Below are 13,071 nucleotides of genomic sequence, written 5' to 3'. Positions count from 1 at the left end.
ACTTACTTCCTCATCAAGGTTGATTTGCCAAACAGCGACTCGATCAGATCCACCGCCAGCAGCGCCGTGCGGTTCTTCTCGTCCAGAGCCGGGTTCAGCTCCATCACGTCCAGCGAGGCCATGCGGCCGGTGTCGGCAATCATTTCCATGCACAGCTGGGCTTCGCGGTAGGTCGGGCCGCCGGGCACCGTGGTGCCAACGCCAGGGGCGATCGAGGGGTCGAGGAAATCGACATCGAAGCTGACGTGTAGGTGGGTGTTGGCATCCAGCGTGGCCAGTGCAAGCTCCATCGCATGGCGCATGCCCATCTCGTCGATATAGCGCATATCGAAGACTTCGAGTTCCTGCTCGTGGACGAAGCGCTTCTCACCGGCATCCACGCTGCGAATGCCGATCTGGCGCACCCACTTCGGGCTGATCGCCGGCACCTTGCCGCCGATCTCGATCAACTCCTTGGGGCCAAAGCCGCACAGACAGGCCACCGGCATGCCGTGGATATTGCCGCTGGGCGTCAGCTCGCTGGTGTTGAAGTCGGCATGGGCGTCGAGCCAGAGCACGCGCAGCTTCTTGCCGGTGTCGCGGCAGTGGCGGGCCACGGCCGAGATCGAGCCCAGGCCCAGGCAGTGGTCGCCGCCAAGCAGAATGGGCATGCGGCCCAGCTGCAGCTCGGCATAGACGGCGTCATGAACGGCCTGGTTCCATTGCACCACCTCGGGCAGATGGCGGTAGCCATTGACCGGCGGTTGCCAGGGGTTGGACGGGCCGCTGAGGTTGCCACGGTCGACCACGTCGACGCCATGGCTCTCCAGCGTGGCGCCGAGGTTGGCCACCCGCAGGGCCTCGGGGCCCATGCTGGCGCCACGGGCACCGGCACCAATGTCGGTGGGCGCGCCAATCAGGGAAACGGATCGCAGAGCAGTCATTGCAGGCCTCTTTCTTTTAGCTTTTGGTCAGTGATTCACTCGATGCCGGCATGGCCGGGATTCATGTCGTATTCGCTTTCGAGCAGGGCCCAGGCTTCCTCGGCCGTCTCGACGAAATGGAACAGCTGCTCGTCGCCGGGGCTGATCATGCCGGTCTCGACAAGCAGTTCGAAATTGATCAGCCGGCTCCAGAAATCGCGGCCGAACAGCAGGATGGGGCGGCGGCGGCATTTGCCGGTCTGCACCAAGGTCAGGGTCTCGAACAGTTCGTCCAGCGTGCCAAAGCCGCCGGGGAAGCAGGCCAGCGCGACCGAGCGCATCAGGAAGTGCATCTTGCGTAGCGCGAAGTAGTGGAAGCGGAAGCACAGCTCCGGTGTGATGTAGCGGTTGGGTGCCTGCTCATGCGGCAGCACGATGTTCAGGCCTATGCTCTTGCCGCCGGCTTCGTGGGCACCGCGATTGCCGGCTTCCATGATGCCAGGGCCGCCGCCGGTGACCACATAGATCGGGTTGTCGCGTTCTCGCGAGACCTGGGTGACGATGGTGGCGAACCGGCGCGCCTCCTCGTAATAGCGGCTCATCTGCTGCTGCATCTGCGCGCGCTTGAGCGCCACCGGATCAGTGCCGGCCGCGGCAACGGCTCGCGCGGCGGTTTCTGCGTCGGGCACACGGGCGCTGCCGAAGATGACGATGGTCGACTTGATGCCTTGCTCTTGCTGCAGCAGCTCGGGTTTGAGCAGTTCCAGCTGCATGCGCACCGGGCGCAGTTCTTCGCGCAGCAGGAAGTCGGTGTCGCTGAAGGCCAGCCGGTAGGCGCTGGGCTCTTCGAAGGCACTGCCCGCGGGCGCCGGTTTGTGGGCTTCCTCCTGGGCGCTGGGGAAGTTGCGGGCGGTCAGTTTGTTGCGCTTGGACATGGTTGTGATTCTCGTCGTTTCAGGGCCGGCGGGGCGGCGCGTGGGGGGGGCAGGGCGCAAACTCAGTTTGGCCGCCGGGCGCAGCAGCTGCAGCCTGGATCGCGTCCGAGGCGGACCTCGCTCCATTCCATCCGGCGGGCATCCAGCATCAGCAGCCGCCCGGCCAGGCTGTCGCCGACGCCGGCCAGCAGCTTCAGCGCCTCCGCCGCCTGCATGCTGCCGATGATGCCGACCAGCGGGGCAAAAACGCCCATGGTGGCGCAGCGCACTTCCTCGGGCGCCGCGTCGGGCGGAAACAGGCAGGCGTAGCAGGGCGCATCGGCGCGTCGGCTGTCGTAGACGCTGATCTGGCCATCAAAGCCGATGGCGGCCCCGGAAACCAGCGGGCGCTGATGGGCGACGCAGGCCGCATTGACGGCGTGGCGGGTGGCGAAGTTGTCGCTGCAATCGAGCACCACATCGGCGTCGGCCACCAGCGCCGGCAGGCTGGCGGCATCGACCCGCTGCGCCAGGGTCCTGACCTGCAGCCCCGGGTTGATCTCACGCATCGTTTGCGCGGCCGAGTCCACCTTGGCCATGCCGATGCGCGACTCGCGATGCGCAATCTGGCGTTGCAGATTGGTCAGGTCGACGCTGTCATGGTCGACCAGGGTGATCCGGCCGACGCCGGCCGTCGCCAGGTAAAGCGCCACCGGCGAGCCGAGGCCACCGGCGCCGATCACCAGTGCATGGGCAGCGAGCAGCCTTTGTTGGCCCTCGACACCGATATCGTCGAGCAGGATATGGCGCGAATAGCGCAGCAGTTGTTCGTCGTTCATCAGGTCGGGAGCATAGCGTCTGGGCCGCTGGCCTGAGCTTCGTCGCGGCCGAGACCGCTCAAGCCGGACAGGCTGTCGCGCATCGCGCTGATGAAATGGCGCAGCTTGGCCGTCTGGTAGCGCTGATAGGGGTAGAGCAGATGCACCGGCAAGGACTCGGCCTGCCAGCCTGGCAACAGGCACTGCAAGCTGCCATCGGCCAGATGTGGCTGTGCCATCCAGGCGGACATTGCGCACACGCCCAGGCCCTCGACAGCGGCGTGGCGCAGCGCGAACAGGCTGTCGGTGATCAGGCGCGGCCGCAGCGCCAGCTTGCAGGTTCGGCCCTCAGGATCGTGCAGTTGCAGCTCATGCCGGTAGTAGCTGCCCAGCGCCAGCCAGGGCCAGTCCGCCAGCGCGGCCGGATGCGACGGTGGCGTGCGGTCGGCCAGCAGTTCCGGTGCTGCCACGAGGATGCGCGGGACCTGACCGAGCTGCAGCGCCACCACCGACGGGTCGGTCACGGCGCCGACGCGGATCGCGCAGTCCAGATCGTGGCTGCTGAAGTTGGGCGCCTGGTCATTGAGCAGCCATTCGACGCTGAGCGCCGGCGCGCAGCGCAGCAGCGCCAGCAGCGGCCCCATCAGCTGCAACTGGCCCAGCGCGTGCGGCACCATCACCCGTAGCAGGCCCTCCGGTTCGTCCTGAGCGCCGCGCAGCTGCGCCTGCATCGCCGACCAATCCTCCAGCAGCAGCTTGGCGCGTTCATAGCACTGGCGGCCGGCTTCAGTCAGCCGCCAGGCATGGGTCGAACGCTGGGCCAGTTGCTGGCCAAGGCTGTGTTCCAGCGCCCGCAGCCGCCGGCTGACGGTCGGCTGGGTCGTGCCGAGCTGGCTGGCCGCGGCGGACAGGCTGCCGGCCTCGACGATGCGGACAAAGGTCTGCAGCAGGCCGAGGCGATCACCGGAAAGCGCTTCATTCATGCGCCAAGCGTATATCAATATTGCTATTGATCCTACTTCTATGAATTCCGTGTTCGAAAGACACTGCGCGGCAAGGCGGCATGGGCCGCCCATCGCCCCATCACAGGGCTGCATCGCAGGAAGTTCCATGACCACCAGCACCGTTTCGTCGGCACTGCCGACGCCCCCGCTGTCCGCCCCGCTGATCGCCCTGCTGGCCCTTGGGGCAGGGCTCTCGGTGGCCAGCCTGTACTACGCGCAGCCGATGCTGGCGCTGCTGGCCGGGCAGTTTCATGCCAGCAGCGCCGATATCGGACTGGTGCCGACGCTGACCCAGGCCGGCTATGCCGCCGGCCTGCTGCTGATGGCGCCGCTGGCCGACCGCTACGAACGCCGCCGCCTGATCATGGCCAAGGCGCTGGTGCTGACGCTGGCCCTGCTGCTCGCAGCGCTGGCGCCGCAGCTCTGGCTGCTGTGGCTGGCCAGTGGGCTGATCGGGCTGTCGGCCACGCTCGCGCAGGATCTGGTGCCGGTGGCCGCGATCCTGGCGCCGCCGCAGCGGCGGGGCCAATCGGTGGGCACGGTGATGACCGGATTGCTGCTGGGCATCCTGCTATCGCGGGTGATCAGCGGCAGCCTGGCTCAGCTCTGCGGCTGGCGAACTGTGTTTCTGTCGGCGGCGCTGAGCATCGCCATGCTTGCCGCGATGCTGTGGCGCGGCCTGCCGACGCTGCCGCCGAGCAGCCAGCTCAGCTACGGCCAGCTGCTGGCCAGTCTGCTTGAACTGTGGCGGCGCCATCCGGCGCTGCGCCGTGCGACGCTGGCCCAGGGCCTGCTGGCGGTGGCCTTCAGCGCCTTCTGGTCGACGCTGGCGCTGATGCTCAGCGAGCCGCCCTTGTCGTTGGGCAGCGCGGTCGCCGGCGGCTTTGGCCTGGTGGGCGCGGCCGGCGCGCTGGCCGCGCCGTTGGCCGGGCGGCTGGCCGATCGGCGCGGCCCGCCGGGCGTCATCCGGCTGGGCATGTGGCTGGTCCTGGGCGCTTTTGCTGCGATGGCCCTGGGGCCGCGCGAGCTGTGGCTGATCGCCGCGGCGGCGCTGGTCTTTGACCTGGGCTTTCAGGCCAGCCTGGTGTCGCACCAGAGCGTGGTCTTTGGGCTGGAGCCGCCTGCACGCAGCCGCCTCAACGCGATACTGATCGGCGGCATGTTCATGGGCATGAGCCTGGGCGCCTGGGGCGGCGGTGTGGCGATGGGGCAGTGGGGCTGGCAGGGCGTGTCTGGCCTGGCCCTCATCGCGACAGCGGGCGCGCTGGGTCTGCGTTTACGCTGCTGATCCGGCCGAGCCGACGAGCTTTCAAGTCTAAAAACAGCAAGGGCCCGCACTGCGGGCCCTTTGCATGGGAGTGGCTTTTGCGGGCTTACTCGGTCTTGGCCTCGGCCTTGCGCTCGATGGCCGTCTTGGACGCGATCACCGGCTTGCCCTTCAACTGGTTGAGGGCCTGGACCAGCGGGAAATCCTCGGCGCTGCCGAATTCAGGCAGCGGCTTGGGCGGCTCGTTCTTCTTGGCGTACTCGGCCTCCAGCTTCAGGCGGGCTTCTTCGCGGGCTTTCTCGCGGGCCTCGTCCTTTTGCTCGACGCCGTTGACCAGATGCTTTTCCAGATCGGCTTCGCGCATGCGCAGCGCCGCAAAGACGTTACCTTCGGCGGTTTCGTCGAGCATCACGTCGGGCACGATGCCCTTGGCCTGGATCGAGCGTCCACTGGGCGTGTAGTAGCGGGCTGTCGTGATCTTCAGCGCGGTTTCGGGGCTCAACTGGCGCACCGTCTGCACCGAGCCCTTGCCGAAGGTTTGCGCGCCCATGATCAGCGCGCGTTTGTGATCCTGCAGGGCGCCAGCAACGATCTCGCTGGCCGAGGCCGAGCCTTCGTTGACCAGCACCACCAGCGGCAGGTTCTTCAGCGCGGCCGGCAGCTTGCGCAGCGGGTCGCTGCCGCCGCGGCGCACGTAGTAATCGGGGCTGGCCTTGAAGCTGGCCTTGGATTCGGCGATCTGCCCGTTGGTCGACACCACCTCGACGTCCTTGGGCAGGAAAGCGGCGGCGATGGCCACGGCACCTTCGAGCAGGCCGCCCGGGTCGCTGCGCAGGTCCAGCACCAGACCCTTGATATGCGGATCCTGCTTGAACAGTTCTTCCAGCTTGGCGGCGAAATCGTCGACGGTGCGGTCCTGGAACTGGCTGACGCGAATCCAGGCATAGCCCGGTTCGACCAGCTTGGCGCGCACGCTTTGCACGCGGATCTCTTCGCGGACGATGGTGATCGGGAAGCTGCGGCTTTCGGCCTTGCGGTAAATCGTCAGCGCCACCTTGGTGTTCGGCTCGCCGCGCATGCGCTTGACCGCTTGATCCAGGCTCAGGCCCTTGACTGGGGTGTCGTCGATCTTGCTGATCAGGTCGCCGCTTTTGAGGCCGGCTCGGAAGGCAGGTGAGCCCTCAATCGGCGAGACGATCTTGACCAGACCGTCTTCCATGCCGATTTCAATGCCGACGCCGACGAACTTGCCGGTCGTGCCTTCGCGGAATTCCTTGAAGCTCTTCTTGTCGAAGAACTGGGAGTGGGGGTCAAGACCTGACACCATGCCGGCGATGGCATCGTTGATCAGCTTCTTCTCGTCGACTGGCTCAACGTAATCGGACTTGACCATGCCGAACACGGCGGCCAACTGCTGCATCTCGTCCAGCGGCAGCGGAGCCAGACTGGAGCGGGCATTGGCCTGCAGTTGCATCGTGGTCAGCGCTCCGGCCACGGCACCCAACGCCACCCAGCCTGCGACTTTCAGATTGACACCCATGATGCGAGTGATTCCTATCGATGTAATACGGCAATCGTTCAGTATCGAGAAAGATTGACACCAAACCCGCTTCGAGTATATGCCCGGGCCCCAGCTTCAGCGGGCGATGAGTCCCGGCTTTGCGGTGCAGATCAGGGCATTACCTGAGTCGATAGTAGGCAGCTGTGGCGCCAAAGGCGAAAGGCATGCAGGGGCGTGTGACGAACAGGTGTGACTTTGTGGCGGCTTTGGCCGCCGAACTCACAGCGCCGCCAGGTAGTTGATCAGCAGATCGGCATTGGGCGAGCCCAGGCCGGTGACCAAGTCGTAGCCGGAGCGGGTATTGCACAGCGCGCAGGTGCCGTTCTTGCCCGAAATGATGTCCTTGATCGTGCTGGTGTAGATGCCGGGGCGGCTGGCCACATTGTTGTAGAGGAAGGCCGGCAGGCCGTTGATTGCTGGCTTGCCGGCGGCGGCACGGGTCGCGTTGAGCACAGCGGCCAGCCCAGCCCATTGCGGAGCACCTGCGCTGGTGCCGCCGGCACCCATCCAGCCATTGCCACCGGTCTGGCTGTTCGGGCTCATATAGACATAGACGGCCGAGCTGGTGCTGGCGTTGTAGGCCACGTCGGGTACGGCACGGCGTGTGCCGGCCAGGGGTTTGGCAATGCTCTGCCAGCTGGGCGCCGCCACATAGGCGCTGACGCCACCGCCGCTGCCAGTCCAGCCCGATTCAACGCGCGGCAGGCCGCTTCCGCCAAGCACCGTGCCGCCGACTGCCAGCACATTGGCTGACACGGCCGGCCAGTTGACCTGGTAGCCGGCATCGCCACTGCTGGCGATATAGCTGACGCCGGGGGCGGTGAACAGGCTGTCGTAGCTGGACTGGCCGGAGAATTCGACGGCGCCAAAGCTCATCGACACCACATTGGCGCCGATCTTGCGGGCCAGGGCCAGCGCGCCTGCCATGCTGCTGGAGTTCGGGGCCTCGATCAGCACGATGCTGGCCATCGGGGCAATCGCATGGGCCCATTGCACATCAAGGGCAATCTCGGTGGCCCAGCCCTTGTCGACCGGCGGCGCCGCGGTGGTCGCATTGCCAGCGCTATTCGCATACAGCACCTGAAACTTGCACCCCGAGCCGGCGGCCGGCTTGGCGACCGGGCTGCCGCTGGCAATCATGGCGGCGGTGGTCGCCACCGTCGTGCAATTGGCCAGGCCAAACTTCTGCGAGAAGGTGGCCAGGTCGGCCGCGATCGTCGGGTTGTGGTAGGCGTTGACGATGGCGATCAGCTGACCCGAGCCCTGGCTGGCACCCTTGTTCAGGCTGGCCGCGGGCAGCTTGTCAAAACCGTAGAGCGCGCGGATCTGAGCCGGGCTGTAGAAGCTGGTCGTGGTCGTTGCCATCGGCTTGCTGGCGTCCAGGATCTGACGGCGGCTGCCGGGCAGATTGTCGGCCGTCAGACCGGCGGTGCTGACGTTCAGCAGGCTGGCGTCCATGCTGACGCTGGTCGGCGCCCGCAGCGCCGAGGCATTGCTGCCATTGGCATCGATGTCGTCCGGCGCTGGTGGCAGCACTGGCGTGAGGTGATAGCTGGGGCTGACCGTCGGTTCGAGCAGCGCTGTTGCCTGTGGGGTCGCATCGTTGGCGCCTGTGCCACCGCCACAGGCGCTCAAGAGCAGGGCGCAGGCGGCAGCGAGGCTGGCGTGGGGGGCGAGGCGGTACGGCAGGCTCATCACAACTCCAAACGCCGCCTGAATGCTGCGGCTTGGGCGGCATCTTGAGGCCTGGCGCTTGTTTTGAATCGACCCCCCTCAAACAGGGTGTTGAAAACTGCCGTTTTCTGAGCGCGGCTTGCCGCGCGGCCGTGCGACTCAGGTTTTCAGCTGCAGCAGGCGTGAGATCTGTTGCGCCGTGTCGAGCAGCTTGGGCAGGCAGCGTTCGACCAGTTCGTCGGCGGCATACCGGTTGACCTGGGCGCCGATATTGAGGGCGGCCACGGTCTCGCCGTGGCGGTCGACGATAGGCGCGGCAAGCGAGACCAGGCCTTCTTCCAGCTCCTGGTTGACGATGCACCAGCCCTGCTGGCGCACCTGCTCGATGCGGTGCTTCAGTTCATCGAGGCTGTTGACAGTGCGCGCCGTATAAGCCTGTAGCCGGACGCCAGCCAGCTGGTTTTGCAGCGCAAGAGGCGTGAGTCCGGCCAGCAGGACCCGCCCCATCGAGGTGCACCAGGCCGGCAGCCGGCTGCCCACGCCCAGATTGATGCTCATGATCTTGCGCGCCGGCACACGCAGCAGGTAGACGATGTCCTGCCCCTCCAGCACGGCCGCGGAACAGCTTTCGTGCAGCTCGCTGACCAGCTGCTGCATCAGCGGCTCGGCAAACTGCCACAGGGCCTGCGAGGACAAATAAGCAAAGCCCAGGTCGAGAATCTTGGGCGTCAGCTCGAACAGCCGGCCATCGGCACGCACATAGCCCAGGGTCTCCAGCGTCAGCAGGATGCGGCGGGCGCCGGCACGGGTCAGGCCGCAGCGCTTGGCCACCTCGGTCAAGGTCTGCCGCGGCGCCTCGGCACTGAAGCAGCGAATCACCGACAAGCCGCGCGCAAAGGACTGCACATAGCTGTCGCCCGGCTTCAGCCCGGCGCTGGTGTCCAAGGAAGGGGGCAGGTCTTGACTCATGCGCCGCAGTATAGGCAGCGGCAGCAAGGGGGCATCGTCAGGGACGGGTTGCGTCTTGGCTACCATGGGCGCCATTTTCACAACCCCAGCGGGAGAGTTCTAAATGGCGATGGATGTGGTCGACTACGAGATCAAGGGCGCCGAGATGCAGTTCGTCGAGGTCGAACTGGACCCCGGCGAGGCCGCCATTGGCGAAGCCGGCAGCATGATGTTCATGGACGCCGGCATCAGCATGGACACCATTTTTGGCGATGGTTCGGCGCAGCAAGGCGGTTTCCTGGGCAAGCTGTTGGGCGCTGGCAAGCGGCTGATCACCGGCGAATCGCTGTTCACGACGATTTACACCAACCAGGGCACGAGCAAGCTGCGCGTCGCCTTCGCCGCACCCTATCCGGGCAAGATCCTGCCGATGGATCTGCGCCAGTTGGGCGGTACGCTGATCTGCCAGAAGGATGCTTTTCTGTGCGCCGCCCGCGGGGTCTCGCTGGGCATTGCCGTGCAGCAAAAGCTCAGCACCGGCTTCTTCGGTGGCGAGGGCTTCATCATGCAGAAGCTGGATGGCGACGGCCTGGCCTTTGTCCATGCCGGCGGCACGGTGGTGCGGCGGACGCTGCAGCCGGGGCAGACCCTTTTGGTCGACACCGGCTGCGTGGTGGCCTACACGCCCAGCGTCAATTTCGAGATCCAGTACGTTGGCAAGATCAAGACGGCGCTGTTCGGCGGCGAGGGCCTGTTCCTGGCCAAGCTGACCGGCCCCGGCGAGGTCTGGCTGCAAAGCCTGCCGTTCTCGCGCCTGGCCTCGCGCATCTTTGCCGCGGCGCCACAGAACGGCGGCCGCAAGGAAGAGGGCTCGGTGCTGGGCGGTTTTGGTGCCGCGGGTCTGCTGGGTGGCCTGATTGGCGGTGACGACGAGTGATCACCGGCGAGAGGGCAGTTCCGAATACGCCCGGGCTTTGACCGACATCAGGGTGCGGCGGCCGGCTGGCATGGGCCGCCCCTCTACACTTGAGGCAATGTCGTGCGGCCCCGCCGGGGAACGCGCGGCCCAACGCATCAAGGACTGTCCCCCATGTTTGTTTTGAATTGGCGGCGCATGGCTGCCTGCGCGGCGCTGGCTGCCCTGCCGGCCCTGGCCCTGGCTGTTGAAGGCGGCGGTGCCACGCGTCCCGTCTTCGTGCTGAACTCGCTGGATGCTGACATCAGCGTGATCGACCCGGTCAGCTTCAAGCAGATCAAGCGCATTGCCACCGGCAAGGAACCGCACCACCTCTACCTGACGCCGGACGACAAGTCTATGGTCGTGGCCAATGCCCTGGGCGATTCGCTGACATTCATCGATCCGGTCACGGCCCAGGTGCAGCGCGTGCTGCATGGCATCACCGATCCCTATCACCTGCGCTTCTCGCCGGACATGAAGTGGTTCGTCACCGCTGGCAACCGGCTCGACCATGTGGCGCTGTACCGCTGGCAGCCGCAGAGCGCCGACAAGCCGCTGGAGTTGGTCAAGCGCATCCCGGCGCCGAAGACGCCCAGCCATCTGTTCATCGATTCGAAGAGCACGGTGCTCTATGTCAGCCTGCAGGACAGCGACGAGCTGATGGCTGTCGACCTGGCCACGCAGACGCCGCGCTGGAAGATTCCGGTCGGCAAGATGCCGGCCGACATCTTTCTGACACCGGACGACAAGACCCTTTTGGTGGCGCTCACCGGCGACAAGCTGGTCGAGTTCTACGATGTCAGCGGCAATGGTCCGGCCAAGCTGGTGAAGCGCTTGCCCACCGGCGATGGCGCGCACAGCTTCCGAGCCCTGGGCGACAAGCGCCATGTGCTGGTTAGCAACCGGGCCGGCAACACCATCAGCAAGATCGATTACAGCGCCTTCAATGTCGTCGAAACCTTCCATGCCCCCGGCGGTCCGGACGATATGGAGGTGCTGCCCGATGGCAAGACGCTGCTGGTGACCTCGCGCTGGGCGCGCAAGCTGACGATGATCGATCTGCAGAGCAAGAAGGTGCTCAAGCAGGTGGTCGTCGGCAAGTCGCCGCATGGCGTCTGGACCCTGGATCACATGCCGCGCCAGTGAAAGCCAAGCATGCCAGTCTGGCCGCGTTGTTCGCCCTGTCGGCGGCGCAGGCCTGCCAGCCGGGCGAGAAGCCGGTCTTTCTGACCTTTGACACCGGCCATATGGGCGTGGCGCCGCTGGTGGCCGAACTGCTCAAGCGTTATGACGCCCGCGCCACGTTTTTCATCGCCAACGAGCCCACGCTTTCTGACGGCCGCACGCTGGACGAGGAATGGGCGCCCTGGTGGCGGGCCCGCGCGGTCGAGGGGCACGACTTTGGCTCGCACACCTGGGACCACGACACCTGGGTCGAAGACCTGCCGGAGGGGCGGTTTCGCGTCAAGACCGGTGGCGGCATCGAGGTGCAGCGGCCGCGCGAGCTGACGGCGGCGCAGTACTGCGAAGGCCTGAACAAATCGGCCGAGCGTTTTCAGGCCATCACCGGCAAGGCGATGGCACCGATCTTTCGCGCGCCGGCCGGCAAGACCTCGCCGGCGCTGCTGGCGGTGGCCAAGGCCTGCGGCTACAGCCATGTGGGCTGGAGCGCCGCCGGATTTCTCGGCGACGAGCTGCCCAGCGAGCGCTACAGCAATGAACAGCTCTTGGCGCGCGCGCTGCGCGATATCAAGCCTGGCGATATCCTGATGGCCCATCTGGGCATCTGGTCGCGGCAGGACGCCTGGGCGCCGGCGGTGCTGGCGCCCTTGATGAAGGGCTTGAGCGAACGCGGCCTGTGTTTTGCGCCGCTGCGCGAGCATCCGCGCTATGCCAAGCTGATGAAAGAGCCGCTGGTGATCAAGCCCTACACGCCGCCGAGCACGCCGCTGCCGCCGCCCTGGAGCCCAGCGGCCAGCACGGTTTCGCCCGCACGTTCGGCCGCCAGCGCGCCGCCCCCACCCGTGACGCCGCCAGCGTCGCAAAGCCAACCCTGACGATGGAACTGCTCACCGATGCCTTTGCCGCTGCCCAGCAGTGGCTGTTCGAAATCCTGGTCCAGCCGCTGGTGTTTGGCGCGGGCCTGGGCAATCTGCTCGAAGAGGCCTTCGATGCAACCGGCTGGCTGCTCGTCGGCCTGCTGCAGATTGCGGTGATGCTGCTGCTGATACGCAGTCTGGAACGCTGGCGCCCGGTGGAGCCGCTGCAGGATCGCGAGGCGGTGCGTGTTGACGTGCTGTACACGCTGATCCACCGCCTGGGCCTGTTCCGCCTGGTGATGTTCTTCAGCCTGGATCCGATCTTCGACGCGATGTCCGGCGAGATGCGCCTGCTCGGTCTGCCGACCTGGCAGCTCGATACCCTCTGGCCCGGCGTCAGCGACCAGCCCTTGGTCAGCTTTGTGCTGTACCTGCTGGTCTTTGACCTGGCCAACTACTGGCTGCACCGCGCCCAGCATCAGTTCAACTGGTGGTGGGCGCTGCACTCGCTGCACCACAGCCAGCGGCAGATGACGATGTGGAGCGACAACCGCAACCACCTGCTCGACGATGTGCTGCGCGATGCCGCCTTTGTGCTGCTGGCGCGCTTCATCGGCGTCGGGCCGGGACAGTTCGTGGCGCTGATCGCGCTGTCGCAGCTGATGGAGAGCTTGCAGCACGCCAATCTGCGCGTCTGGTTCGGGCCGCTGTTCGAGCGGCTGATCGTCAGCCCGCGCTATCACCGGCTGCATCATGCGGTCGGCATCGGCCATGAGTCCGAGGGGCAGGGCACGCTGGGCGGCCATAACTTCGCGGTGCTGTTTCCGGTCTGGGACATCGTCTTTGGCACGGCCAATTTCGAGCGCCGCTGGGACGCCACCGGCGTGCGTGATCAGGTCGAGCAGGGCCGCGACTATGGCCGCGGTTTCTGGGCCCAGCAGTGGTTGGGGCTGCGCCGCTTGATCGGGCGCTGAGGCCCGCTTGAT

Annotated in this window: 11 protein-coding genes and 1 pseudogene; 5 read left to right on the top strand and 7 right to left on the bottom strand. The window is 66.2% G+C overall.

The window, feature by feature from the left end; translation table 11 throughout:
* Nucleotides 1-2: 2 nt before the first annotated feature.
* The 4 genes from rocF to RQP53_RS19820 all read right to left on the bottom strand — a co-directional run bounded on the left by rocF (nt 3) and on the right by RQP53_RS19820 (nt 3,617).
* Complete coding sequence (rocF, locus tag RQP53_RS19835) at nt 3-923, bottom strand: arginase (protein ID WP_315652420.1); 921 nt, start codon at nt 921-923, stop codon at nt 3-5.
* A gap of 35 nt (nt 924-958) precedes the next feature.
* Complete coding sequence (locus tag RQP53_RS19830) at nt 959-1,837, bottom strand: LOG family protein (RefSeq protein ID WP_315652419.1); 879 nt, start codon at nt 1,835-1,837, stop codon at nt 959-961.
* A 62-nt stretch (nt 1,838-1,899) separates the two neighbouring features.
* Entirely contained in the window at nt 1,900-2,655 is a 756-nt protein-coding gene (locus tag RQP53_RS19825; RefSeq protein WP_315652418.1) for a HesA/MoeB/ThiF family protein, read from the bottom strand.
* A complete protein-coding gene (locus RQP53_RS19820; RefSeq protein WP_315652417.1) occupies nt 2,655-3,617 on the bottom strand; it encodes a LysR family transcriptional regulator in 963 nt (320 codons plus the stop codon). Before RQP53_RS19820 ends, RQP53_RS19825 begins: the two co-directional genes overlap by 1 nt.
* 127 nt (nt 3,618-3,744) lie before the next feature.
* Here RQP53_RS19820 and RQP53_RS19815 point away from each other — a divergent pair, with 127 nt between their 5' ends.
* Entirely contained in the window at nt 3,745-4,926 is a 1,182-nt protein-coding gene (locus RQP53_RS19815; protein ID WP_315652416.1) for an MFS transporter, read from the top strand.
* Nucleotides 4,927-5,011: 85 nt separating this feature from the next.
* On the opposite strand, the gene RQP53_RS19810 is transcribed toward RQP53_RS19815, so the two are convergent.
* The 3 genes from RQP53_RS19810 to RQP53_RS19800 form a co-directional block, all read right to left on the bottom strand.
* Nucleotides 5,012-6,445, bottom strand: a complete 1,434-nt coding sequence (locus RQP53_RS19810; protein WP_315652415.1) for a S41 family peptidase — start codon at nt 6,443-6,445, stop codon at nt 5,012-5,014.
* A gap of 240 nt (nt 6,446-6,685) precedes the next feature.
* On the bottom strand, nt 6,686-8,161 hold the full coding sequence (locus tag RQP53_RS19805) for a S53 family peptidase (RefSeq protein ID WP_315652414.1): 1,476 nt from the start codon (nt 8,159-8,161) through the stop codon (nt 6,686-6,688).
* Between the two features lie 138 nt (nt 8,162-8,299).
* Complete coding sequence (locus RQP53_RS19800; protein ID WP_315652413.1) at nt 8,300-9,109, bottom strand: IclR family transcriptional regulator; 810 nt, start codon at nt 9,107-9,109, stop codon at nt 8,300-8,302.
* Nucleotides 9,110-9,212: 103 nt separating this feature from the next.
* Between RQP53_RS19800 and RQP53_RS19795 the strand changes: the two genes are divergently transcribed.
* The 4 genes and pseudogenes from RQP53_RS19795 to RQP53_RS19780 all read left to right on the top strand — a co-directional run bounded on the left by RQP53_RS19795 (nt 9,213) and on the right by RQP53_RS19780 (nt 13,059).
* On the top strand, nt 9,213-10,025 hold the full coding sequence (locus tag RQP53_RS19795) for a TIGR00266 family protein (RefSeq protein WP_315652412.1): 813 nt from the start codon (nt 9,213-9,215) through the stop codon (nt 10,023-10,025).
* A gap of 162 nt (nt 10,026-10,187) precedes the next feature.
* Nucleotides 10,188-11,192 (top strand): YncE family protein, encoded by a 1,005-nt coding sequence (locus RQP53_RS19790; protein ID WP_491572051.1) that lies wholly within the window; start codon nt 10,188-10,190, stop codon nt 11,190-11,192.
* Nucleotides 11,189-11,938 (top strand): annotated as a pseudogene (locus RQP53_RS19785) (polysaccharide deacetylase family protein); the annotation flags it as partial. The gene RQP53_RS19790 and the pseudogene RQP53_RS19785, both read left to right, overlap by 4 nt.
* A 167-nt stretch (nt 11,939-12,105) precedes the next feature.
* Entirely contained in the window at nt 12,106-13,059 is a 954-nt protein-coding gene (locus tag RQP53_RS19780; protein ID WP_315652409.1) for a sterol desaturase family protein, read from the top strand.
* Nucleotides 13,060-13,071: the final 12 nt, after the last annotated feature.

The organism is Roseateles aquae (assembly GCF_032337115.1).
Classification (GTDB): domain Bacteria; phylum Pseudomonadota; class Gammaproteobacteria; order Burkholderiales; family Burkholderiaceae_C; genus Roseateles_C; species Roseateles_C aquae.
Note: the sequence above shows the minus strand (reverse complement) of the source record. Positions and strands in the feature narration are given on the sequence as shown.